This window comes from Bradyrhizobium sp. KZN70725 (genome assembly GCF_055264925.1).
The window spans coordinates 85,375-110,526 of record NZ_JBUYWT010000008.1; the positions used below are offsets into that span (position 1 = coordinate 85,375).

Sequence of the window (25,152 nt, forward strand, 5' to 3'; positions counted from 1 at the left end):
CGTCATGAACGTATTCTCCTCCGTCAATACCCAGGAGAAGGTCGCAACCGAGACTGCGGACCAGCTGTGGTACAAGGACGCGATCATTTACCAGCTGCATGTCAAGGCATTTGCCGACAGCAACAATGACGGCATCGGCGACTTCGCGGGGCTGACGGAGAAACTCGGCTATCTGCAGGAGCTCGGCGTCACCGCGCTGTGGCTGTTGCCGTTCTATCCCTCGCCCGGCCGCGACGACGGCTACGACATCGGCGACTACGGCGACATCAATCCCGATTTCGGGACGATGAAGGACTTCAAGCGCTTCATCCAGGAGGCCAAGAAGCGCGGCCTGCGCGTCATCACCGAGCTCGTCGTCAACCACACCTCGGACCAGCATGCGTGGTTCAAGCGCGCGCGCCGCAGCCCGCCGAATTCGAGCGCGCGCAGCTGGTACGTCTGGAGCGACACCGACCAGAAATACCTCGATACAAGGATCATCTTTACCGATACGGAGAAGTCGAACTGGACCTGGGATCCGGAGGCCGGCCAGTTCTACTGGCACCGCTTCTTCTCGCACCAGCCGGACCTGAATTTCGACAATCCGCGCGTGGTGCGCGCCATCGTGCAGGTGATGAAGCGCTGGCTCGACACCGGCGTCGACGGTTTCCGGCTCGACGCCATTCCCTATCTGTGCGAGCGCGACGGCACCAACAACGAGAACCTGCCGGAGACGCATGCCATCATCAAGCGGCTGCGCCAGGAGCTCGACGCCTATGCCAAGGGCAAGATCCTGCTGGCCGAAGCCAATCAATGGCCGGAGGACGTGCAGGAATATTTCGGCCATGGCGACGAATGCCACATGGCCTATCACTTCCCGCTGATGCCGCGCATCTACATGGCGATCGCCCAGGAAGACCGCTTTCCGATCACCGACATCCTGCGGCAGACGCCCGACATTCCCGCCGCTGCGCAGTGGGCGCTGTTCCTGCGCAATCACGACGAGCTGACGCTGGAAATGGTCACCGACGTCGAGCGCGACTATCTGTGGTCGACGTACGCCAACGATCCGCGCGCCCGCATCAATGTCGGAATCCGCCGCCGCCTTGCGCCGCTGATGGACAACGACCGGCGCAAGATCGAGCTGATGAACTCGCTGCTGCTGTCGTTCCCGGGCACGCCGATCATCTATTACGGCGACGAGATCGGCATGGGCGACAACATCTATCTCGGCGACCGCAACGGCGTGCGGACGCCAATGCAGTGGTCGCCGGACCGCAACGGCGGCTTCTCGCGCGCCGACCCGGCGCGGCTCTACGCGCCGATGATCATGGACCCGGTCTACGGCTATGAATCCGTCAATGTCGAGGCGCAGTCGCGCAGCCTGTCGTCGCTGCTGTCGGCGACCAAGCGGCTGATCGCGGTACGCAAGTCGACGCTTGCCTTCGGGCGCGGCACCATGACCTTCATCCGCCCGGAGAACCGCTCGGTGCTGGCCTATGTGCGCCAGTACCAGGGTGAGGCGATCCTGTGCATCGCCAATCTGTCGCGGTCGGCGCAGGCCACCGAGCTCGACCTCTCCGCCTTCAAGGACCGCATTCCGCTCGAGATGCTCGGCCGCACGCGCTTCCCGGCTATCGGCGAGCTGCCCTACATGATCACGCTCGCGCCGTACGGCTTCTACTGGTTCCAGCTGCAGGAGCGCGACAAGTCCGAGCCGGTGACGCCGCGCGCGGTGCCGGAATTCGAGACGCTGGTGGTGCCGCTGAATTCGACCTGGATGTCACTGGCGCGCACCCGCGGCGTGTTCGAGCACGACGTGCTGCCCGGTCATCTCGCCCGCACGCGCTGGTATCCGGAACGATCGGCGAGCGCGATCCAGCCGGTGCTGGTCTCCGCGATCCCGTTCTGCGACATCGGCGACAACCGGCCGTGGCTCGCCTTCTTCGAGACCACGCAGCGCGGCACCACCAGCCGCTACGTGCTGCCGATGCAGATCGAGTGGGTGCGCTTCGACCGCGAGCGCTACAACCCGCGCGCCTTCGCCGCGATACGCCAGGGCGCGCGCGAGGGCACGCTGCTCGACGTTGCCACCGACCAGATCTTCACCGGCTTGTTCCTGCGCAACCTGCGGGAAAACCTCACGGTCGACGAAGGCGAGCAAGGCCTCAAGCTCGAATTCCGGCCGACCAGCCGCTTCTCCGACCGGCCGGTGCGGCAGCCCGAGCGTATCCGGGTGTTCGAGAACGACCAGCCGCATTCGACCGCGCTGGTCGACAACGAATATGTCACCAAGATCTATCGCAAGCTCGAGGTCGGCATCAATCCGGAGATCGAGATGGGCCGCTTCCTCACCGAGGTGGTCAACTTTCCGAACACCCCTGCCTTGCTCGGCACCGCCGAGCTGATCGAGGGCGACAAGCGCAGCGCCATCGCCGTCCTGCATGCGATGGTCGTCAACCAGGGCGACCTCTGGACCATCGCAGGCGCACACCTCGACCGCCTGGTCGAACGGCAGCGCCTGCTGACAGTGAGCGAGCACCCCGTGGAGAACAGCGACCAGGCCACCTATCTGCGCCACATGTCGCATAGCGGAAAGCGGCTGGCCGAGCTGCATCTGGCGCTCGCCAGCAACCGCGACCTGCCGGACTTCGCGCCCGAGCCGACCAAGCCCGACGACCTGCAGCGCTGGGCCGACGAGATCATGGCGCGGGCCGAGCGCGTGTTCGATACGCTGAAGCAGCGGCGCGGCTCACTGAGAGAGGCCGACCGGCTGCTGGCCGATCAGTTGCAGGCCCAGCACGACACGCTGCCGGAGCGGCTCAAGGCGCTGCTGCCGCGCGAAACCGACGGGTTCAATATCCGCCATCACGGCGACCTGCATCTCGGTCAGTTGCTGGTGGTCAAGGACGACGTCTTCATCATCGATTTCGACGGCGGACCGGGCCGCACCATCGCCGAGCGGCGGCGCAAGGCGCCGCCGGCGCGCGACGTCGCCGGCCTGATCCGTTCGATCGACTATGCGGCGACCGCCGCGCTGGAACGCACGCTCAAGGTCTCCCCCGACGAGAGCGGCCGGCTGAGCCTCGCCTTGGCCGAATGGCGCGACCAGGCCGCGGATACCCTGCTGGCGGCCTATCGCGAGACGGTGGCCGGCCAGCGGCTGTGGCCCGCCGACGCCAAGACGGCCGATCGCCTGCTCAATTTTTTCCTGCTTGAGAAAGCCTTCTATGAGATCGAGTATGAGCTGGCCAACCGGCCGGATTGGCTGCGGGTGCCGCTCACCGGCCTGCTGAGGATCCTGGCGCAACAGCCGCATGAGGTTGCATGAGCAAACTGCCCGCCGAGGCCTATGCCATCATCGAGGGCCGCCACTCCGACCCCTTCCACTATCTCGGGCTTCACCCCGAGGGGGACCGCAACGTCGTGCGCGCCTTCCTGCCCGATGCCAGCAATGTCGAGGCGATCGGCGAGCATGGCGAGACCGCACAGCTGGCGCGGATCCATGACGCCGGCCTGTTCGCAGGCCCCCTGCCGAACGGCTCGACGCGCTACCAGCTCCGCGCCCGTTTCGGCGACAACGTTGTCGAGCTGGAGGATGCCTACCGCTTTCCGCCGATCCTGAGCGATTTCGATCTCTATCTGCTCGGCGAAGGCACGCATCAGCGCGTCTACGACACGCTCGGCGCGCATCCGATGACGCTCGACGGCGTCGACGGCATCGGCTTCGTGGTGCTGGCGCCGAATGCGCGCCGGGTCAGCGTGGTCGGCGACTTCAATTTCTGGGACGGACGGCGGCATCCGATGCGCGTGCGCGGCCCGGGCTACTGGGAACTGTTCATCCCGCGTGCAAGGGTCGGCGACCACTACAAGTTCGAGATCATCGGGCGCAACGGCCAGCATCTGCCGCTGAAGTCCGATCCCCTGGCGTTCGCCGCCGAGGTGCGCCCGAAGACCGCCTCGATCGTGATCGACGAGCGCAAGATCCCGCATCCGCGCCCGGCGCCGGATCGCGTCAACGCGCTGAGCTCGCCGATGTCGATCTACGAGGTCCATCTCGGATCGTGGCGGCGCAAGGGACGCAACGAGTGGCTGACCTATCGCGAGATGGCGGAGCAGCTGCCGGCCTATGCCAGCGACATGGGCTTTACCCATGTCGAATTCCTGCCGATATCAGAGCATCCGTTCGACGGCTCCTGGGGCTACCAGCCGACGGGCATGTTCGCGCCGACCAGCCGCTTCGGCTCGCCGGACGATTTCGCCGCGCTGATCGACGCCTGCCACGGCGCAGGGCTCGCCGTGCTGCTCGACTGGGTGCCCGGGCATTTCCCCGACGATCCGCACGGGCTCGGCAATTTCGACGGCACCGCGCTCTACGAGCACGCCAATCCGCTGCAGGGCCGTCACCTCGATTGGGGTACGCTGATCTACAATTACGGGCGCACCGAGATCACCAACTTCCTGGTGTCGAACGCACTGTTCTGGCTCGATCGCTACGGCATCGACGGGCTGCGCGTCGATGCCGTCGCCTCCATGCTCTATCTCGACTACAGCCGTCCCGCCGGTGGCTGGATTCCGAACAAATATGGCGGCCGGGAGAACATCGAGGCGATCGACTTCCTGCGCCGCTTCAACACCGAATTGTTCGCGCATTTTCCGCAGGCGACGACGGCGGCGGAAGAATCCACCGCATGGCCGCAGGTGTCGCGTCCCGTCGAGTATGGCGGGCTCGGCTTCGGCTACAAGTGGAACATGGGCTGGATGCACGACACGCTGAAATATATCGGCAAGGATCCCATCCACCGCAAATACCATCACGGCGACATCCTGTTCGGCCTGCACTACGCCTTCTCGGAGAATTTCATCCTGCCGCTGTCCCACGACGAGGTGGTGCACGGCAAGCGCTCGATCCTCGGCCGCATGCCCGGCGACGACTGGCAGCGCTTTGCCAATCTGCGCGCCTATTACAGCTTCATGTTCGGCCACCCCGGCAAGAAGCTGATGTTCATGGGCTGCGAGTTCGGCCAGGAACGCGAGTGGAATCACGACTACTCGATCGATTGGCATCTGCTGCAACAACCGAAGCACAGCGGCATCCAGAACCTGGTCCGCGACCTCAACCGGCTCTATCGCGCGCTGCCGGCGCTGCACGAGCTCGACTGCGACCAGGCCGGCTTCGAATGGGTCATCACCGACGATGCCAACAACAACGTGTTTGCCTGGATCCGCAAGGGCAATGCTGAGCGCGCACGCTGCCTCGTGATCGCAAACTTCTCACCCAACGTCTACCGCAACTATCGCGTCCCGGTGCCGTTCGCGGGCAAGTGGCACGAGGTGTTCAACTCGGATTCCGCGCATTACGGCGGCACCAATGTCGGCAATGTCGGCGAGGTGCGCGCATCGGAGGACGCCACGCCCGAGCTGAGCCTGACCATTCCGCCGCTGGCTGCGATCTTCCTCGTACCGGAAAGCTGATTGATGCGACTGACCGGGGGTACGTCCGCACGGCTCGGTGCAAGCTGGGACGGCAGAGGCACCAATTTTGCGCTTTTCTCGGCGAACGCGGAGAAGGTGGAGCTGTGCCTGTTCGACGGCCAGGGCCGCCGCGAGCTCGAGCGGATCGAGATGCCGGAGCGCACCGAAGACGTCTGGCACTGCTATCTCAACGACGTCTCGCCGGGCCAGCTCTACGGCTATCGCGTCTACGGGCCCTACGCGCCGGAGCGCGGCCATCGCTTCAACGCCAACAAGCTGCTGCTCGACCCCTACGCCAAGCGGCTCGCCGGCCGGCTGGTATGGAGCGATGCGCATTTCGCCTACCGCACCGGCAGCGCGCGCGAGGACCTTTCGTTCGACCGGCGCGACAATGCCCGCGGCATGCCGAAGGCGGTCGTGGTCGACGAGACCTTCAACTGGGGCCGCCGCGAGATCCGGCCGCATATCCCCTGGGAAGACACCATCATCTACGAGGCCCACGTCAAGGGCCTGACGCAGAAGCGCGAGGACGTGCCGCCGAACCTGCGCGGCACCTATGGCGGCCTGTCGTCACCGGCGATGATCGCCCACCTCAAGCGGCTCGGCGTCACCACCATCGAGCTGTTGCCGATCCACGGCCTGATCGACGACCGTATCCTGGTCGAGAAGAAGCTGGCGAACTACTGGGGCTACAACACCATCGCCTTCTTCGCGCCGGAGGCGCGCTACGCCCAGGACAATGCGCTCGATTCCTTCCGCACCACGGTGGCGCGGCTGCACGATGCCGGCATCGAGGTGTTGCTCGACGTCGTCTATAACCACACCGCCGAGGGCAACCATATGGGCCCGACGCTGTGCTTCCGCGGCATCGACAATGCCTCCTATTACTGGCTGAACCGCGAGAACCCGCGCTTCTACGACGACTTCACCGGCTGCGGCAGCTCGGTCAACCTCACCCATCCGCGCGTGCTGCAGATGGTGATGGATTCGCTGCGCTACTGGGTCGAGGTCTGCCATGTCGACGGCTTCCGCTTCGATCTCGCCACCACCCTGGCGCGCGGGCCGAACGGGTTCGATCGCAACCACCCCTTCCTCACCGCGATACGCCAGGACCCGGTGCTGGCAACCGCCAAGATGGTCGCCGAGCCCTGGGACCTCGGTCTCGGCGGCTACCAGGTCGGTGCGTTTCCATCGCAATGGTCGGAATGGAATGACCGCTATCGCAGCGCGATGCGGCGCTACTGGAGCGGCGAAGGCAGCCTGATCGGCGACATCTCGGGCCGCATGACCGCGTCGTCGGATTTGTTTCACCACGACAACCGCGCGACCCGCGCCAGCGTCAACCACATCACGGTGCATGACGGTTTCACGCTCGCCGATCTCTTCAGCTACAACGAGAAGCACAACGAGGCCAACGGCGAGGACAATCGCGACGGCTCCAACGACAATCACAGCAACAATTGCAGCCATGAGGGCCCGACCGACGATCCTGCCATCATCGCGCTGCGCCGCCAGCTGCGGAAGAATGCGCTGGCCTGCCTGCTGCTCGCACAGGGCACGCCGCTGATCCTCGCCGGCGACGAGGTCGCGAACACGCAAGGTGGCAACAACAACGCCTATTGCCAGGACAACGAGACCGGCTGGATCGGCTGGGAGAACCTCGGCACGGACGACGACGCCATCGATTTCATCGGCCACCTCACAGCACTGCGCCAGCGCTTCGGCCAGATCCGCTGCCAGCGCTGGCTCGACGGCCGGCGCACCGACGGCAGCTATGGCGTGCTCTGGCTGACGCCCGCGGCGGAAGAGATGAAGGAATCCGACTGGAAATTCCCCGAGAGCCGATTCCTCGCCTATGTGCTGGGGCCGATGGAACCAGGACAGGCGCCGATCTTTATCGTGCTCAATGCCGCACCGCAGGAGATCGTGTTCAGGATGCCGAGGATGGCGGAATACAGGAGCTGGCGGCAAGTCTTGAACACGACCAAGGCCGAGCAAACGGCTGAGCAATTCGCATCCGGCGCCGATACCAGGGCACCGCCGCGCTCGGTGCTGGCATTTGCAGGCTCCACATGAACAGACAACATTTCGGCGCCGAGCTGACACCTGACGGCACGCGCTTCCGGCTCTGGGCGCCGGCGGCCAAGCGCGTCGACCTCCTGCTCGACAACCCGCATCCGCTCACGCGCGATGCGGCCGGCTGGTACGTCGCCGAGGTCCCGGGCGCGCGCGCCGGCACGCGTTACAAATTCCGCATCGATGACGAAGTCGATGTGCCGGATCCCGCCTCCGCATTCCAGCCGGACGACGTGTTCGGCCCGAGCGATGTGGTCGACCACGCCGCCTTCAAGTGGCGCGCGACGGACTGGCGCGGACGCCCCTGGCATGAGGCCGTCGTCCTCGAGGCCCATGTCGGCACCTTCACCCGAGAGGGCACCTATCGCGCCATGATCGACAAGCTCGATCATCTCGTGGCGACCGGCATCACCGCGCTCGAGCTGATGCCGCTGGCGGATTTCGCCGGGAAGCGCAACTGGGGCTATGACGGCGTGCTATGGTACGCGCCCGACAGCGCCTACGGCCGGCCCGAGGACCTGAAGACCCTGATCGACGAAGCGCATCTGCGCGGGCTGATGGTGATGCTCGACGTGGTCTATAACCATTTCGGCCCCGAGGGGAATTATCTCGGCCGCTATGCGCCGTCCTTCTTCAGTGACGCGCACACCCCGTGGGGCAGCGCTATCGATTATCGTGTGCCCGAGGTGCGCGCGTTTGCGATCGGCAGCGTGGTGAGCTGGCTGCGCGACTATCGCTTCGACGGGCTGCGGTTCGATGCGGTCAACACCATCGTCGAAGCAGGCGAAGTCTCCGTGCTCCATGACTTCAGCAATGCCGCCGGCAAGCTCGCCACCGAGACCGGCCGCTATATCAACCTCGTGCTCGAAAACGGCGACAACATTGCAAGCCTGCTCGATGCCGCCGAGGATCCGCCGCACGGCAAATTCCGCGGCCAATGGAACGACGACTATCATCACGCCTGGCACGTGCTGCTGACCGGTGAGACGCAGGGCTATTATGGCGACTACCGGGCGCCGAAGCAGGACCTCGCACGCGCGCTGTCGTCCGGCTACATCTACCAGGGCGAAGTCTCGGAGTTCTGGGGCGGCAAGGCCCGCGGCGAGCCGAGCGGCATGCTGTCGCCGACCTGCTTCATCAACTTCCTGCAGAACCACGACCAGATCGGCAACCGGCCGCTCGGCGATCGTCTCGTCAGCATTGCCCGGCCGGAGGCGGTCGCGGCGGCGCTGGCGGTGACGCTGATCGCGCCGACCACGCCGATGCTGTTCATGGGCGAGGAATGGGGCGCGACGACGCCCTTCCCGTTCTTCTGCGATTTCAAGGGCGAGCTCGCCAATGCCGTCCGCGCCGGACGACGCAAGGAGTTCGCCTGGGCCTATGCCAAATATGGCGACGACATTCCCGACCCGCTCGCCGACGAAACGGTGCGGTCGGCCGTGCTCGACTGGGCGGCGCTCGGCCATGATCCGGCGCGCGCGCGGCTTGCGCTGGTGCGCGACCTGCTCGCCGTTCGCCGGCAGGAGATCATGCCCCGGCTCAAAGGGTGCCGTTTCGGCGATGCCATCGTGGCTGGCGACCTGTTGACGGCGCATTGGCAGATGGGCGACGGCAGCACGCTGCGGCTGACAGCCAATTTGTCCGCTCGCGACATCCCCGATGGACCGGAGCCGAAGGGAACTGCGATCTGGGGCGGCGCGTTGTCGAGCGACCTCCCCGGCTGGGCGGTGCGCTGGCACATCGGATAGCACAATGCCTCCGGCGATCCCGATCGCGACCTACCGTCTGCAACTCACTGCCGATTTTGACTTCGATGCCGCCGCCGGCGTTGCGCCGTATCTGAAGGCGCTCGGCATCAGCCATGTCTATGCGTCGCCCTTCATGAAGGCGCGCAAGGGCTCGACCCACGGCTATGACGTCGTCGACCACACCAAATTCAACCCGGAACTTGGTGGCGAGGACGGTTTTGCGCGGCTAAGCGACACATTGAAGCACCACGATCTCGGCCTGATCCTGGATTTCGTGCCGAACCATGTCGGCGTTCACTTCGCCGACAATCCGTGGTGGCTCGATGTGCTGGAATGGGGACCGGCGTCGCCGCACGCGGTCTCCTTCGACATCGACTGGGACCAGCTGCCCTATCGCGCGCGCGGCGGCGTGCTGTTGCCGATCCTCGGCTCGTCCTATGGCCAGGCGCTGGAGCGCGGCGACATCGAGCTGCGCTATGACGCGAACGAGGGCAGCTTCTCGGCCTGGTATTTCGAGCACCGCCTGCCGATCGCGCCGGAGCGCTATGGCGAGGTGCTGCGCACCATCGTCCGCGAGGCCGCGGCCGAAGACAGCCCGACCGGACGCGCGATGCTCGAGCTCGCCGCGCAATACCGGGCGCTGCGTCGCCCCAACCGCGTCGAAGCGCCGGCGCTGAAGGCGGCGATCAAGGCGATCGAGGGCGGCGCCGACGTCATCGCACGCGGCCTCGATGCCTATCGCGCCGGCGAGGACCGCCCGACCCAGACGCTGGCCCTGCATCATTTGCTGGAACGCCAGCACTACAAGCTCGGCCACTGGCGGCTGGCGTCCAGCGACATCAACTATCGCCGCTTCTTCGACGTCAACACGCTGGCCGGCCTCAGGGTCGAGGACGCCGCGACCTTCGAGGCGAGCCACAGCCTCGTGAAGCGGCTGATCGCCGAAGACCGGCTGCAGGGCCTGCGGCTCGACCATATCGACGGCCTGCGCGATCCCGCGCAATACTTCCAGCGGCTGCGCCGCCTGATCCGCTCCGCGCAGGGCGCGAAGGCCAGGCCGTTCTACATGGTGATCGAGAAGATCCTCGGCGAGGACGAGAAGCTGCCGAAATTCAGCGGCGTTCACGGCACCACCGGCTATGAATGGATGAACACGATCAGCCAGGCACTGGTCGACGGTCGCGGCCTCGATCCACTGAACGAGATCTGGCGCCAGATCAGCAACCAGTCGCCGAACCTGACGCCGGTGTTGCGCGAGGCCAAGCAACGCGTGCTGGAGACGCTACTCACCAGCGAATTCACCGTGCTGGCGCGGCTGCTTGCGCGCATTGCCAGCGGACACTACTCGACCCGCGACTTCTCCGGCGACAGTCTGCGGCAGGCGCTCGAGCTCTATGTGCTGCACTTTCCGGTCTATCGCACCTATCTGACCGCCTCCGGCCCCGCCGCGCATGACCGCACGCTGATCAGCGAGACCATCGAGCGCGCTCGCGCCGACTGGTTCGCCGCCGACGAGGGTATCTTCGATTTCCTGCGCGATGCCTTGACCATGGACCTTTTGCAGCCCGGCCGGCCGCCGCATGGCGCGCCGCGGGTGCGACGCTTCGCGCTGAAGGTGCAGCAATTCACCGGGCCGATGATGGCGAAGTCGCTGGAGGATACCGCCTTCTATCGCTATCACCGGCTGCTGGCGCTCAACGAGGTTGGCGGCGATCCGGCGGCGGGTGCGATCGCAGCGGAGGCCTTTCACGCCATGATGCAGGCCCGCGCCCGCGAATGGCCGCACGGCATGACGGCGACCGCGACCCACGACACCAAGCGCGGCGAGGACGCCCGCGCCCGCATCATGGCGCTTGCGGAAATCCCCGGCGAATGGACCAGCGCGGTGGCGCGCTGGAAGGTGCTGAATGCGCCGCATCTGGTGCTCGACGGCGAGATGCGCGCGCCATCGGCGACGTTCGAATACATGCTGTATCAGGCCCTGCTCGGCGCCTGGGATCCCGATGATGCGTCGCTCGCCGCCCGCATCCAGGCCTACGCGCTGAAGGCGGCGCGCGAGGGCAAGCAGGAAACCAGCTGGCTCAATCCGCACCAGCCTTACGAGGCCGGCGTGAAAGCCTTCATCGAGCGGATCCTCGATCGCAAGACCTCGCCGGAATTCCTCGATGCGCTGGGGACGCTGGCGCAGCGGACCGCGTTGATCGGCGCGCTGAATTCGCTCAGCCAGATCACGCTGAAGGCAACCATGCCGGGCGTGCCGGATTTCTACCAGGGCACCGAAAGCTGGGATCTTTCGCTGGTCGACCCGGACAACCGCCGCCCGGTCGACTTTACCGAACGGGCGGGAATGCTCGCCGCACTGGAGATGCCGGATTGGGATGCGCTGGCGCAAAACTGGCGCGACGGCCGCCTCAAATTCGCATGGACGCGGCATCTGCTCCGGCTCCGCAACGAGATGGCCGATGTGTTCACCAGCGGCGACTACATGCCGCTCGCGGTCAGCGGCCCGCACCGCGATCACGTCATTGCCTTCGCGCGGCGCCATGGCCGCGAGGCGGCCATCGTTGCGGTGGCAAGGTCATTCGCCCCGTTCACGCAGGGCGGCCGCAGCTGGCCGCGCCCCGAGGCTTTTGAAGGTGAAATCGACGCGGCTGGATATGCGCTCAGGGATGGCGCAACCCGGATTCAGCTCCCGGAACTGTTCGGCAATCTGCCGGTTGCCGTGCTCAAGACAAAGGTCGCGGGGACGAAACGCACCGCAAGGCCGGCCCGCTCGCACGCCTGACGTCCTGCGTCAGCGCTTGGTCAGCAGCAATTTCCCGCGCTTCTGGATCGCCACCTGCGCGACCTCGGCGAACCGTTGCAGCAGCCACGGCAGCGTCACCTCGACGCGCACATGGGCATCCTCGACATCGACATGCCCGGCCGCGACCTGCCCCAGCGCCCGGACGCGAAAGCTCATCCGGTTGTCGTCCCAGCGCTCCTCGTCGACGCTTATGACCGGCAGGTTCGCCGTCGCGCGCGACAGGCCCGTTTTCAAGCGGCGCATCGCCTCGTCGCGGCCGAGGCTATGGGGTATCGAAACGATCAGCGGCGCCGACATTGCGATGCACTCCTCCGTGGGTTTGGTTGATGTAGTTCTGTTCCAAGGCAAACGGAAGAACCACACAGGTTTATCACAGCGCCAACTCCGGAACCTTCACAGTTACGGGTTGTTTTCCTTCCCGAAGGGCAGAAACGAGACGAGCCCGCGGGGCTGAGGAGACGCTAGATGTCAATTGGAACGATCATTCTCATCATTCTGGTCATTGCGCTGCTTGGCGGCTTCAGCGGCATCGGCGGCGGACCGTTTTACGGCACCGGCTATTACGGCGGCGGCGGGCTCGGCCTGGTCGTCGTGATTCTGCTGATCCTGCTCCTGATGGGACGACTGTAGCCCTTGGTAGCGTTGCGTCCTGCCGATATCGACGGCCAGCATCACCCGCGAAAGCGGGTGGTGCTTCGTTGGACGGCGCTTACTTGGCCGCGAGCTTCTTCATCGCCGACTTGATCGACGACGCTGCGTCCTCGTAGCCATCCCAGGCCTTCGTCTTCGCGAGCAAGGCCGGCACGGTGCGCAGCGTGAATTTCTTCGGATCGAGATCACCGCGCAGCTGCGGCCAGGTCAGCGGCATCGACACTGTCGCCCCCGGACGCGCCCGCGGCGACAACACCGCGACCGCCGTCGACATCCTGTCGTTGCGCAAATAGTCAAGGAAGATCTTTCCCGTGCGCTTGGCCTTGGACATGTTGATCAGATAGCGCTCGGGATCGTCCTGCGCCATCCACTGGCAGACCGCCTGCGCGAACGCCTTGGCCTCCTTCCACGTCACCTTGTCCCTGCTGCCTGCGAGCAGCGGTGTGACGACGTGCAGACCTTTGCCGCCGGTGGTCTTGCAGAAGCTTTCGAGGCCGACCGCGGTCAGCCGTTGCCGCATGTCCTTGGCGGCGTCGATCACGTCGGTGAATGCAACATCGGGCGCGGGATCGAGATCGAACACCAGCCGGCCCGGCGTGTCATAGGCATCGGGCGCGCAATTCCAGGGATGCAGCTCGAGACCGCCGAGCTGCGCGACTGCTGCCAGGCCCTCGATCTGGTCGATCTGCAAATAGGGTTTACGGTCGCCCGAGACCTTCGCAAGCTTGAGCAGTTTTGATGTGCCGGCCATCGCATGACGCTGGAAGAAGGTCTCGCCCTTGATGCCGTCGGGCGCACGCACGATCGAGCACGGCCGGCCCTTGAGATAGGAGATCATCCATTCGCCGACCGCCTCGAAATAGTTCGCGAGGTCGAGCTTGGTCACCGGCTCGCCATCGCCCGCATCGGGCCACAGCGCCTTGTCCGGGTGCGAGATGACGACGCCCATCACCTCGCTGGACGCCTTCCCGGTGCCCTTCTTCGCCACGCCCTTGGCCATCGGCTTCACCACTTTGGTTACAACCGGCCGCTCGGCCTCGACCTCGTGCGCCGGCTTGTCCTGGCGCAGGCCCTTGAAGGCGGCCTGGCGGATATTGCCGGCGTCGGTCCAGCCGGCGAACTCGATCTCGGCGACCAGCTCCGGCTTGAGCCAGTGCACGTCGCGGGTCTTCTTCGGCGCGTCCTTGCCACCGAACGGGTTCTTGTCCGCCTCCGCCGCCTTCAGCGCCGGCATAATGCGGCGGACCGTGTCCTGGCCGAAGCCGGTGCCGACGATGCCGACAAACGCCAGATGATCGCCGCGATAGACGCCCGCCATCAGCGAGCGAAATTTGCCATTGGTGGTCTTCCAGCCGCCGAGCACCACCTCATGGCCGGCGCGGATTTTTGCCTTGGTCCAGTCGTCGGAGCGACTGGAACGGTAGGCGCCGTCGAGCCGTTTGGAGACGATGCCTTCGAGGCCGAGCTTGCGCGCGGATTCCAGCACCGCCTCGCCGCGCTGCTCGAAATGTTCGACATAGCGGATCAGAGGGTTCTTGCCCTTGCGCGCCGCGAGCAATTGCTTCAGCCGCGTCTTGCGCTCGGCGAGCGGCAGCGGGCGCAGGTCCTCGGTGCCGGCGAACAGCAGGTCGAACGCGTAGAAGATCAGCCGATCCGTCTTGCCGTCGGAGAGCGCGGCCTGCAGCGTCGAAAAATGCGGCGTGCCGTTCTTGTCGAGCGCGACGATCTCGCCATCGATCAGCGCGTCGGGCAGCTTCTCCGCCTCCTTCACGATCGCGCCGAACTTGGCGGTCCAGTCGAGCCCCTTGCGCGTCTTCAGCACGGCCTCGCCGTCTTCGACGCGGAGCTGCACGCGGTAACCGTCGAACTTGATCTCGTGGCACCAGCCCGTGCCATTGGGTGGAGACTCGACCGCGGCGCAGAGCTGCGGCGCGACGAAATCGGGCATCTCCGATACCTGCTTCGGTTTCGCCTGCCGCGTCACTTTCAGCCGCTCCTTGGGCGTCGGCGACTTGGTCCTGGCGCGCGCGTCCGCAGCCATGCCGTGGTTGGACTGCCAGACCGCGTCCGCTTTGGCCTTGCCGTTGCCCTTGGCCAGCATGAACGGCTTCGGCGCCCGGCCCTTGCCGGCCGCGATCTGCGCCATCGAGCGTCCGGAGGCGACCGAACGGTCCTCGTCGAGGATCTCCTCGCCGTTGCCGTCAACGGCATATTCGTCGCGGTGCTTGATCAGGAGCCAGTTGGTGCGCTTGCCGCCAAAGCGGTCGCCCTTCATCCGCACCAGCACCCAGCTGCCGTGCAGCTTGTCGCCCTCAAGCGTGAACTTCAGGTCGCCCTTCTTGAAGCCACGCTCGGGATCGTCCGATTCCCAGGTGCCGCGATCCCACAGTTGCACGGTGCCGCCGCCGTACTGGCCTTCGGGAATGGTGCCTTCGAAATCGCCATAGTCGAGCGGATGATCCTCGACCTCCACCGCCAGCCGCTTGTCATGCGGATCGAGCGAGGGCCCGCGCGTCACCGCCCAGGACTTGAAGACGCCGTCGAATTCGAGCCGCAGATCGTAATGCAACCGCGTCGCGTCGTGCTTCTGGATGACGAAGCGCCGCTGCTTGCTGGGTGCGACCTTGACGTCGCCCGACGGCTCGCTGGTCTTCTCGAAATCGCGCTTCTTGCGATAGGTGGACAGGTTTCTCAGCGACACAACAAACCTCGGCAAACCCTCGGCGCAAACGACGGCCGCCGCCTCCGTGCGGCCATCAGGAACCAAAACCCACGGTATCCGTTCAAGTTCCAAACTCAAGCTGTTTGGAGGCGATCATGGCCGCTCCCCGCGCCTACTGGAAAGGCACGCTCAAGCTCTCGCTGGTGTCATGCCCGGTGGCGCTCTACCCGGCCTCGACCGCGGTCGAGAAGACCCGCTTCCACATGATCAACCGGGAGACCGGCAACCGGCTGAAGCAGCAGATGGTCGATACCGAGACCGGCGACGTTGTCGAGGGCGATCAGAAGGGCCGCGGCTACGAGGTCAGCAAGGGCAAATATGTCGAGATCGAGAAGGACGAGCTCGAAGCGGTGCAGATCGAGAGCAACCATACCATCGACATCGACAGCTTCGTGCCCGAGGGCGAGATCGACAAGCGCTATCTCGACCACCCCTACTACATCAGGCCCGACGGCAAGGCCGGCGTCGACGCGTTCGCGGTGATCCGCGACGCCATGAAGGATCAGGACCGCGTCGCGCTGGCGCGGATCGTGCTGACCAACCGCGAGCATGTGATCGCGATCGAGCCGCTCGACAAGGGCATGCTCGGCACCACCTTGCGTTACCCCTACGAGCTGCGCGACGCCGACGATTATTTCGACGACATCAGGAGCCCGAAGGTCACGAAGGACATGATCGAGCTCGCCGGCCATATCCTCGACAGCAAGGCCGCGCATTTCGATCCGTCGAAATTCAAGGACGAGTACGAGACCGCGCTGAAGGCCCTGGTCCGCCGCAAGGCGGCCGGCAAGCCGATCAAGGCCGCCGAGCGCGAGGAGAAGCCAAGCAACGTCGTGAGCCTGATGGACGCGCTGCAGCAGAGCCTGAAAGGCGGCAAGAGCGGCGCAAGGCGCTCGCGCTCCACCGCGCGCCGCCCGACCCCGCATCGCCGCGCCGCCAAGAAGGCGCACCGGTCAAGCGCGCGGCGACGCAAGGCGGGATGAGATCTCTCGTCCTTGCGAGCGCAGCGAAGCAATCCATCTCTCCACATACGCGGAGGGATGGATTGCTTCGTCGCTACGCTCCTCGCAATGACGGATGGATGCAACTCGTCCGCTACTTCTTCTTCGAGCTCTTCCGCTTCTTGGCAGTCTTGCGCTTCTTCGCCGTCTTCTTCTTTGACGACTTCTTCGGCACTTTCCTGCCCTTGGCGCGTGCCTCGGACAAGCCGATCGCGATCGCCTGCTTGCGGCTCTTCACCTTCTTCTTGGAGCGGCCGCTGCGCAGCGTGCCGGCCTTGCGTTTCTTCATCGCGCCCTCGACATCGCCCGATGCCTTCCGCGAATATTTCCTTGCCATGGCTTGTCTCCCGCTAACGGAAAACAAGCCTCGATGGCAGCGAAAGTTCCGTTTGGTGTCGTCGGGCGACGGCACCAACGTAGCCCGCATGAGCGCAGCGACATGCGGGAGATGCCCCGGATATCGCTTCGCTCATCCGGGCTACATGTTAGTCCGCCGCGCGCAGCCGATAGCCGATGCCGGTCTCGGTCAGCACGAATTGCGGACGCTCCGGGTCGGCCTCGATCTTCTGGCGGAGCTGGCGCACATAGACGCGCAGATATTGCGCGTCGGTCAGTTCGTCCCACAATTCCTTCAAGAGGAAGCGGTGGGTCAGCACCTTGCCGGCATGCTGAACCAGCACGCGCAACAGGTCATATTCCTTCGGCGACAGCTTGATCTCTTTGTCGCCGACCTTGACGATCCGGCGCACCAGATCGACCGAAAGATCGCCGGAGCGAAACACCGGCCGCTCGCCCTGCACCTGCAACTGGTGCCGCAGCGCCGCGCGCAGCCGCGCCAGCAATTCGTCCATGCCGAACGGCTTGGTCAGGTAGTCGTCGGCGCCGAGATCGAGCGCCTGCACCTTGCCGGCCTCGTCGCCGCGGCTCGACAGCACCACGATCGGCACGCTCTCGTTGCGGCCGCGGATCATGCGCAAGAGGTCATGGCCCTGAATGTCGGGCAATCCGAGGTCGAGGATGATCAGCGCCGGTCCCTCACCCAGCATCTCCAGCGCCAGCTTGCCGTTGGATGCCTCGAGGATGTCATAGCCCTGCGTGCTCAGCCCCATCCGCAGCAACTTGCGGATCGGCGGCTCGTCGTCGATGACCAGGACCTTGATCGGCGTCGCGTTCATGCAGCAGTGTCCAGCGCGTTGGTGTCGGCAGGGATCGGCAGGCGGATGGTGATGACGGCGCCGCTGCGGTCGGCGCGGTTGGCCGCCGCGATCGTGCCGCGCATCGCCTCGACGAAGCCGCGCGAAATCGCAAGCCCGAGGCCGGTACCGGGACGGACATGGTCGCCCTTCTCGGCGCGATAGAATTTGTCGAACACGCTTTCGAGCTCGGCCGCGGGAATCCCGTTGCCTTCATCGAGGATCTGCAGCGCGATGGTGTCGCGATCGCGGGCGCCGCGGATCGAGATCGTGGTGTCCGACGGGGCGTATTTGGCAGCGTTGTCGAGCAGGTTGAACAGCACCTGCTCGAACAGCACGGCGTCGAGCTCCAGCATCGGCAGGTCGGCCGCGAGCTCCAGCGACACCCGGTGATGCACCAGGATCTTGCTCGCCCGCCGCAGCGCGCTGCCGACGATCTCGCCGACATCATGGCGCGCCGTGTTCGGCACGATCGCGCCGGATTCCAGCTTGGTCATGTCGAGCAGATTGGCGATGAACCGATTCAGCCGCTCGGACTCGTCGATCACGGTGGCGAGCAGATCGTGCTTCTGCGCATCGCTCAGGTTGGCGCCGAGGTCGCGCAGCGCCGAGGCCGAGCCGAGCACCGAGGCCAGCGGCGTCTTGAGATCGTGCGAGATCGAGGTCAGGAGCGCGCCGCGCAGCCGGTCGGATTCCACCGTGCGCTTGACGCGATCCATGTCCTCGACCAGCAGCACGCGCTCGATTGCGAGCGCGCCCTGATCGACCAGCGCGTCGAGCAGCCGGCGCTGGTCCGGCGTCAGCAAGGGCCCGGTGCGGTCGTCATCGATGCCGATCACGCCGATCGGGCCGCGGCCGGTGCGCATCGGCAGGAACAGTCGTTTGCCGCCCGGCAGCGTGTCGGAGCCGCGGCCGGCCGGGCGGTCGTTGCCCCAGGCCCAGTTGGCGGCGGCAAGATCGGCCTGGTCGAGCTGATCCTCCGGCGGATAGCCGCTCTTGACGGTCAGCATGCCGTCCTCCGGCAGCAGCAGCACCACGCGCACCTTGAGCATCAGCGCGATCTGGTAGGCGGTCGCCCACAGCACGTCGTCCAGTGTCGCGGTGCCGGCAAGCTTGCGGCTGAAGGCGTAGAGCGATTCGGTGGTGCGGACACGGCTGATCGCGGTGTCGGCCTGGGTGCGAACCCGCGCCGCGACGTTGGAGACCAGCAGCGCGATCAGCATGAAGAAGAAGAACGCCGCGACATTGGTCGGGTCAGTGATGGTGAAGGTATAGACCGGCGGCAGGAAGAAGAAATTGTAGCACAGCGAGGCCGCGACGCTCGCCAGCAGCGACGGCCCGAGGCCATAGCGCGCCGCGGCGCCGACCACGGCGGTGAGGAAGACCAGGTCGACATTCTCGATGCCGAAGAACGGCTGGATCAGCTTGGCCGCGCCGAGCCCGAGCGCCGCCAGCAGCAGCGCCATCAGATAGGGCCGCGGATTGAACGGCTCCTGCCGCTGCGCGGTCTGCACCGCCGCCTTGCCGACCGGCAGCTCGTCGCCGGCGATCACGTTGACGCTGATATTGCCGGCGCGGCGCACCAGATCGTGCACCACGGACCCATGCGTCAGCTCGAACCAGCGCGAGCGCGTCGACTTGCCGATGATGATCTGGGTGACGTTGTTGGCCTGGGCGAAATTGATGACGTCGTCGGCGATACGGCGGCCGACGCCGGGCAGCGTCAGCGCCTCGCCGCCGAGCGATTCCGCGAGCCGCATGGTGTCGGCCAGCCGGTCGCGCTGCTCGTCGGAAAGTTGCAGGCTGCGCCGCGTCTCGATGCTGACCGCGGTCCATTGCGCATGCAGCCGGTCGGCGAGGCGCTTGGTGTAGCGCACGAGGCCGGCCGCGCGCGGATCCTCGCTCAGGCAGACCAGGATGCGCTCGCCGGCGGCCCAGGGTCCGGCAATCGCATTGGCCTGCATGTGGTTGAGCAGCTGCTCGTCGACCCGCTCGGCGGTGCGGCGCAGCGCCAGCTCGCGCAGCGCGGTGAGATTGCCGGGCGAGAAATAGTGTTCCAGCGCCCGCTCGGCCTGCTTGGGCACATAGACCTTGCCCTCCTTCAGCCGCTGGATCAGGTCGTCGGGCGTCAGGTCGATCAGCTCGATGGCATCGGCGCGATCGACCACCGAGTCGGGCACCGTCTCGCGCACCCGTACATGGGTGATCTGCGCGACGACGTCGTTGAGGCTCTCGATGTGCTGGATGTTGATCGCGGTATAGACGTCGATGCCGTGCGACAGCAGCTCCTCGACGTCGAGATAGCGCTTGGGATGCCGGCTGCCCGGCGCGTTGGTATGGGCGAGCTCGTCGACCAGCGCGAGCTGCGGCCGCCGCGCGATCAATGCATCGAGGTCCATCTCCTCTAGCGTCTGGTCGCGATAGGTCAGCCGCTTCCGCGGCAGCACCTCGAGACCCCTGAGCAGCGTCTCGGTCTCGACCCGACCGTGGGTTTCGACGACGCCGACCACGACGTCGACGCCCGCCTTCAGGCGGGCGTGGGCGCTCGAGAGCATCTCGTAGGTCTTGCCGACGCCGGGGGCGGCGCCGATGAAGATCTTCAGCCGTCCCGATCGATCGGTCTCCCGGCGCGCCGCCTCCAGCAGCGCATCCGGCGAGGGTCGTTTGTCAGGGTCGCGCTGATTGGCCATACCGCAATATAGTCATCCTGCGAGGGGCAGCCTACTCTCCTATTTTGGCTTTGCCGCGTCGAGCGCCAGGTTGAGCGCAAGAACGTTAACACGGGGCTCGCCGATCACGCCGGCGAAGCGGCCCTGCGTGGTCTGCGTCACCAGCTCACGCACTGCGTCCTCGGACATGCTGCGCGCTTTGGCGACCCGCGGCACCTGGAACAGCGCGGCGTCCGGCGAGATATCCGGATCGAGCCCGCTGCCCGACGTGGTCACAAGATCGACCGGCACGCTGGCGGACGGGTTCTGCGCCTTCAGCTTCTCGACATCCTCCTTGACCCGGTCGTTCAGCGCCTTGCTGGTCGGGCCGAGGTTGGAGCCGCCGGAATTGGCCGCGTTGTAGGCCGCCGGCACTGTCTTCGTGGAGTCGTTCGGATCGGGCGCGACCGTCGCCGACGGCCGGCCATGGAAGTATTTATCTTCCTTGAACTCCTGCCCGATCAGGGCGGAGCCGATCACCTTGCCGCCCTGCTCGATCAGGCTGCCTTGCGCCTGGCGCGGGAAGATGACGCCGGCGATGCCGGTGATGGCGAGCGGATAGGCAAGGCCCGTGATCGCGGTCAGCAGGACCAGCACGAGGATGGCGGGGCGGATTTCTTTCAGCATGACTGGTCTCCTAAATCTCTTTCGTCATTGCGAGCGAAGCGAAGCAATCCATGGATCGGCATAACGGATGGATGGATTGCTTCGTCGCTTCGCTCCTCGCAATGACGTTGTGGTTAAGCCAGGCCCAAGGCGGCGACGACGAGGTCGATCGCCTTGATGCCGATGAACGGGATGACGATGCCGCCGAGACCGTAGATCATCAGGTTACGGCCGAGCAGCGCGCCGGCACCCACCGCGCGATACTTGACGCCCTTCAGCGCCAAGGGAATCAGCGCGATGATGATCAGCGCATTGAAGATGATCGCCGACAGGATCGCGCTTTGCGGACTCGCCAGGTGCATCACGTTCAACACCTGAAGCTGCGGATAGAACGCGAGGAACATCGCCGGGATGATCGCAAAGTACTTCGCGACGTCGTTGGCGATCGAGAACGTGGTCAGCGCGCCGCGGGTCATCAGCAGCTGCTTGCCGATCTCGACCACCTCGATCAGCTTGGTCGGGTTGGAATCGAGGTCGACCATGTTGCCGGCCTCGCGGGCGGCCTGCGTGCCGGTGTTCATGGCGACGCCGACATCGGCCTGCGCCAGCGCCGGCGCGTCGTTGGTGCCGTCGCCGCACATCGCGACCAGCTTGCCCTTGGATTGCTCGTCGCGGATCAGCTTGAGCTTGTCCTCGGGGGTTGCCTGCGCCAGGAAGTCGTCGACGCCGGCCTCGGCCGCGATCGCGGCCGCGGTCATCGGGTTGTCGCCGGTGATCATCACGGTGCGGATGCCCATGCGGCGCAGTTCGGCAAAGCGCTCGCGGATACCGCCCTTGACGATGTCCTTCAGGTGCACGACGCCGAGCAGCTTGCCGTCCTTGGCAACGGCCAGCGGCGTGCCGCCGGCCTTTGCGATCTCGTCGGCGATCGACTGGATCTCGCGCGCTTCGGCGCTCATCGTCGCCGCGACCGCGCGGACGGTGTTGCCCGAGGCGACGGTGCGGGGCGAGCCGCCGTCGACATAGGCAAGGATCGCGTCCACCGCGCCCTTGCGGACCGACGACGTGCCGGCATCGATGCCGCTCATGCGGGTCTGCGCGGTGAACGGCACGAAGGTCGCGGCAAGCTCATGCATGTCGCGTCCGCGGATGCCGTATTTCTCCTTGGCGAGCACCACGATCGAGCGGCCTTCCGGCGTCTCGTCGGCCAGCGAGGCAAGCTGCGCTGCGTCGGCGAGGTCCTGCTCGGCGACGCCGCGGATCGGACGGAATGCGGTCGCCTGGCGGTTGCCGAGCGTGATGGTGCCGGTCTTGTCCAGCAGCAGCGTATCGACGTCGCCGGCAGCCTCCACCGCGCGGCCGGACATCGCCAGCACGTTGAAGCGCACCAGGCGGTCCATGCCGGCGATGCCGATCGCCGACAGAAGCGCGCCGATCGTGGTCGGGATCAGCGTCACGAACAGCGCCACCAGCACCACGACCGAAATCGAGCCGCCGGCATAGGCCGCATAGCTCGGGATCGTCACCGTCGCGAACACGAAGATGATGGTGAGGCCGGCCAGCAGGATGTTGAGCGCGATCTCGTTCGGCGTCTTCTGCCGCTCGGCGCCCTCCACCAGCTTGATCATGCGGTCGATGAAGGTCGAGCCCTGGGCTGCGGTGATGCGGACACGGATCCAGTCCGACAGCACCTGGGTGCCGCCGGTGACCGCGGAACGGTCGCCGCCGGACTCGCGGATCACGGGCGCGGATTCACCCGTGATCGCGGCTTCATTGACCGAGGCCACGCCTTCGATCACCTCGCCGTCGGACGGGATGTTGTCGCCGGCCTCGACCAGCACGACGTCGCCGACCTTCAGCGAGGTGCCGGGCACCATGCGGTAGGTCCGGTCGGTGCCGGTGAGCAGCTTGGCCTGGCTCTCGGTACGGGTCTTTTTCAGCGATTCCGCCTGCGCCTTGCCGCGGCCTTCGGCAACGGCCTCGGCGAAGTTGGCGAACAGCACCGTGAACCAGAGCCAGAGGATAATCTGGAAGGTGAAGCCGAGATTGGCGCTGCCGGTGACGAGGTCGCGGACGAAGATCACCGTGGTCAACGCGGCCACGACCTCGACCACGAACATCACGGGGTTCTTCGCCATCAGCCTAGGATCGAGCTTGACGAAGGCCGAGCGGATCGCCGGCACCAGGATCTTCGGGTCGAACATGGTCGACGCCGTCACCTGCTTTTGCAGTCTTGTGGTTTCCATGGTTGTCACTCCGGACAATTCGATCAGAACAGGGTGTTGGCGTTCATGGCGAGGTGCTCGACGATCGGCCCGAGCGCCAGCGCCGGGAAGAAGGTGAGACCGCCGATGATCAGGATCACGCCGATGACGAGGCCGACGAACAACCCGCCGGTGGTCGGGAAGGTGCCCGCCGAGGCCGGGATCGACTTCTTCTCGACCAGCGAACCTGCAATGGCCATCGCCGGCACGATCATGAAGAAGCGGCCGACGAACATCGCGGAGGCGAGCGTCAGATTGTAGAACAGGGTGTTGCCGGTGAGGCCCGCGAAGGCCGAGCCGTTGTTGCCGGTCGCCGAGGTGAACGCGTACAGCACCTCGGTGAAGCCGTGCGGGCCGGAGTTCGCCATCGAGGCCACCGCCGACGGCAGTACCACGCCGACCGCGGTCCAGCCGAGATACATCAGCGGCAGCACCAGGATCGCGAGCATCGCCATCTTGACCTCGCGCGCCTCGATCTTCTTGCCGACATATTCCGGAGTGCGGCCGACCATCAGGCCGGCGACGAAGATCGCCAGCACGACGAACAGCAACATGCCGTAGAAGCCGGCGCCGACGCCGCCGATGATGACCTCGCCGAGCTGCATGTTGATCAGCGGGATCATGCCGCCGAGCGCGGTGAAGCTGTCATGCATGGCATTGACCGCGCCGCAGGAGGCGGCAGTCGTGACGACGGCGAACAGCGAGGACGCGACGATGCCGAAGCGGACCTCCTTGCCCTCCATGTTGCCGCCGGTGAGACCGAGCGCGTGCAGCGCCGAGGTGCCGTTGGCTTCCGCCCAGTAGGTGACGGTGACGCCGGCGACGAACAGGATGCCCATCACGGCGAAGATCGCCCAGCCCTGGCGCTCGTTGCCGACCATGCGGCCGAACACGTTGGTCATGGCGGCGCCGAGTGCGAAGATCGAGACCATCTGCACGAGGTTCGACAGCGCGGTCGGATTCTCGAACGGATGCGCGGCGTTGGCGTTGAAGAAGCCGCCGCCATTGGTGCCGAGCATCTTGATCGCGACCTGCGAGGCCACGGGCCCGAGCGCGATGGTCTGCTTGCCGCCCTCCAGCGTGGTGGCGTCGACATAAGCGCCGAGCGTCTGCGGCATGCCCTGCCAGACCAGGAACAGCGCGTAGACGACGCAGATCGGCAGCAGCACGTAGAGCGTGCAGCGCGTGACATCAACCCAGAAATTGCCGACGGTGCGCATCGACGAGCGGGTGAAGCCGCGGATCAGCGCCATCGCCAGCGCGATGCCGGTCGCCGCCGACAGGAAATTCTGGTGGGTGAGGCCGACCATCTGGACCAGATAGGACAGCGTGCTCTCGCCGCCGTAGTTCTGCCAGTTGGTGTTGGTGATGAAGGAGATCGCGGTGTTGAAGGAAAGGTCCTCGGCGACCGCCGACTGTCCGGCCGGGTTGAACGGCAGCACCGCCTGCAGCCGCATCAGGCCGTAGATGATGGCGAAGCCGCCGACATGGAACAGCAGCATGGCGACCGTATAGGTCAGCCAGTGCTGCTCGCGCCGCTCGTCGACGCCGCCGACCCAGTAGATGCCGCGCTCGACCGGGCGCAGCACGGGCGACAGGAAGGTGCGCTCGCCGCTGAACACGCGGGTCATGTACCAGCCGAGCGGTTTGACCAGCGCGGCCACGATCGCGCAAAACAGAATAATTTGAATCCAGCCGATGACGGTCATTGCGTCAAACCTTTCGAATGGGAGCGAAGCGCAGCATCGACGCGAACAAGCCGAGCAACAGCCCGGTCAGCATCGCGTCGGCTAACAGAATTGTGCAAAGCGCTGACATCGCGGGCCGCCTAGAAGCGTTCGGGCCGCAGCAATGCGTAAGTGAGGTAGAACAGCAGGCCGAACGAGACGAGGCCGGCGAGCGAGTAATCGAAGATCATCGTCG

The 25,152-nt window shown here is 65.6% G+C and carries 16 protein-coding genes; 7 read left to right on the top strand and 9 right to left on the bottom strand.

Features of this window, described 5'->3' with window-relative positions:
- Nucleotides 1-4 precede the first annotated feature (4 nt).
- The 5 genes from treS to treY are packed head-to-tail and all read left to right on the top strand — an operon-like array spanning nt 5 to nt 12,063.
- A complete protein-coding gene (gene treS / locus ACZBJS_RS10180; RefSeq protein ID WP_168856922.1) occupies nt 5-3,310 on the top strand; it encodes a maltose alpha-D-glucosyltransferase in 3,306 nt (1,101 codons plus the stop codon).
- The gene (gene glgB / locus ACZBJS_RS10185; RefSeq protein ID WP_438073582.1) at nt 3,307-5,454 is read left to right on the top strand and encodes a 1,4-alpha-glucan branching protein GlgB; all 2,148 of its coding nucleotides are present in this window, start codon (nt 3,307-3,309) and stop codon (nt 5,452-5,454) included. The genes treS and glgB overlap by 4 nt, the downstream gene beginning before the upstream one ends.
- A gap of 3 nt (nt 5,455-5,457) precedes the next feature.
- A complete protein-coding gene (gene glgX / locus ACZBJS_RS10190; protein ID WP_463438684.1) occupies nt 5,458-7,530 on the top strand; it encodes a glycogen debranching protein GlgX in 2,073 nt (690 codons plus the stop codon).
- On the top strand, nt 7,527-9,278 hold the full coding sequence (treZ, locus tag ACZBJS_RS10195; RefSeq protein WP_463438685.1) for a malto-oligosyltrehalose trehalohydrolase: 1,752 nt from the start codon (nt 7,527-7,529) through the stop codon (nt 9,276-9,278). Before glgX ends, treZ begins: the two co-directional genes overlap by 4 nt.
- A gap of 4 nt (nt 9,279-9,282) precedes the next feature.
- Nucleotides 9,283-12,063 carry a malto-oligosyltrehalose synthase gene (gene treY / locus ACZBJS_RS10200; protein ID WP_316393632.1) on the top strand — a complete coding sequence of 927 codons (2,781 nt, stop codon included), beginning with the start codon at nt 9,283-9,285 and terminating at the stop codon, nt 12,061-12,063.
- A 9-nt stretch (nt 12,064-12,072) separates the two neighbouring features.
- Here treY and ACZBJS_RS10205 read toward each other — a convergent pair whose 3' ends face one another.
- Nucleotides 12,073-12,381 (bottom strand): polyhydroxyalkanoic acid system family protein, encoded by a 309-nt coding sequence (locus ACZBJS_RS10205; RefSeq protein WP_038382949.1) that lies wholly within the window; start codon nt 12,379-12,381, stop codon nt 12,073-12,075.
- Nucleotides 12,382-12,549: 168 nt separating this feature from the next.
- Here ACZBJS_RS10205 and ACZBJS_RS10210 point away from each other — a divergent pair, with 168 nt between their 5' ends.
- Complete coding sequence (locus tag ACZBJS_RS10210) at nt 12,550-12,714, top strand: DUF3309 family protein (protein WP_076823921.1); 165 nt, start codon at nt 12,550-12,552, stop codon at nt 12,712-12,714.
- Nucleotides 12,715-12,793: 79 nt separating this feature from the next.
- Here the strand turns inward: ACZBJS_RS10210 and ligD are convergent, their stop codons facing one another.
- Nucleotides 12,794-15,436 carry a DNA ligase D gene (gene ligD, locus ACZBJS_RS10215; protein ID WP_463438686.1) on the bottom strand — a complete coding sequence of 881 codons (2,643 nt, stop codon included), beginning with the start codon at nt 15,434-15,436 and terminating at the stop codon, nt 12,794-12,796.
- 116 nt (nt 15,437-15,552) lie between these two features.
- Here ligD and ku point away from each other — a divergent pair, with 116 nt between their 5' ends.
- The gene (gene ku / locus ACZBJS_RS10220; RefSeq protein WP_057015087.1) at nt 15,553-16,440 is read left to right on the top strand and encodes a non-homologous end joining protein Ku; all 888 of its coding nucleotides are present in this window, start codon (nt 15,553-15,555) and stop codon (nt 16,438-16,440) included.
- A 112-nt stretch (nt 16,441-16,552) separates the two neighbouring features.
- Here the strand turns inward: ku and ACZBJS_RS10225 are convergent, their stop codons facing one another.
- The 7 genes from ACZBJS_RS10225 to ACZBJS_RS10255 all read right to left on the bottom strand — a co-directional run bounded on the left by ACZBJS_RS10225 (nt 16,553) and on the right by ACZBJS_RS10255 (nt 25,147).
- Complete coding sequence (locus ACZBJS_RS10225) at nt 16,553-16,795, bottom strand: DUF6496 domain-containing protein (protein WP_316393629.1); 243 nt, start codon at nt 16,793-16,795, stop codon at nt 16,553-16,555.
- Nucleotides 16,796-16,943: 148 nt separating this feature from the next.
- A complete protein-coding gene (locus ACZBJS_RS10230; protein WP_057014875.1) occupies nt 16,944-17,633 on the bottom strand; it encodes a response regulator in 690 nt (229 codons plus the stop codon).
- Nucleotides 17,630-20,341 (bottom strand): sensor histidine kinase, encoded by a 2,712-nt coding sequence (locus ACZBJS_RS10235; RefSeq protein WP_076823914.1) that lies wholly within the window; start codon nt 20,339-20,341, stop codon nt 17,630-17,632. The genes ACZBJS_RS10230 and ACZBJS_RS10235 overlap by 4 nt, the downstream gene beginning before the upstream one ends.
- Nucleotides 20,342-20,380: 39 nt before the next feature.
- Nucleotides 20,381-20,986, bottom strand: coding sequence for a K(+)-transporting ATPase subunit C (locus ACZBJS_RS10240; protein ID WP_463438687.1), 606 nt, complete (start codon nt 20,984-20,986; stop codon nt 20,381-20,383).
- Between the two features lie 113 nt (nt 20,987-21,099).
- Nucleotides 21,100-23,211 carry a potassium-transporting ATPase subunit KdpB gene (gene kdpB / locus ACZBJS_RS10245; RefSeq protein WP_057014872.1) on the bottom strand — a complete coding sequence of 704 codons (2,112 nt, stop codon included), beginning with the start codon at nt 23,209-23,211 and terminating at the stop codon, nt 21,100-21,102.
- Nucleotides 23,212-23,234: 23 nt separating this feature from the next.
- Nucleotides 23,235-24,938: a potassium-transporting ATPase subunit KdpA gene (kdpA, locus tag ACZBJS_RS10250; RefSeq protein ID WP_463438688.1), complete on the bottom strand. Its 1,704-nt coding sequence runs from the start codon at nt 24,936-24,938 to the stop codon at nt 23,235-23,237.
- A 119-nt stretch (nt 24,939-25,057) separates the two neighbouring features.
- The gene (locus ACZBJS_RS10255; RefSeq protein WP_463438689.1) at nt 25,058-25,147 is read right to left on the bottom strand and encodes a K(+)-transporting ATPase subunit F; all 90 of its coding nucleotides are present in this window, start codon (nt 25,145-25,147) and stop codon (nt 25,058-25,060) included.
- Nucleotides 25,148-25,152 lie beyond the last annotated feature (5 nt).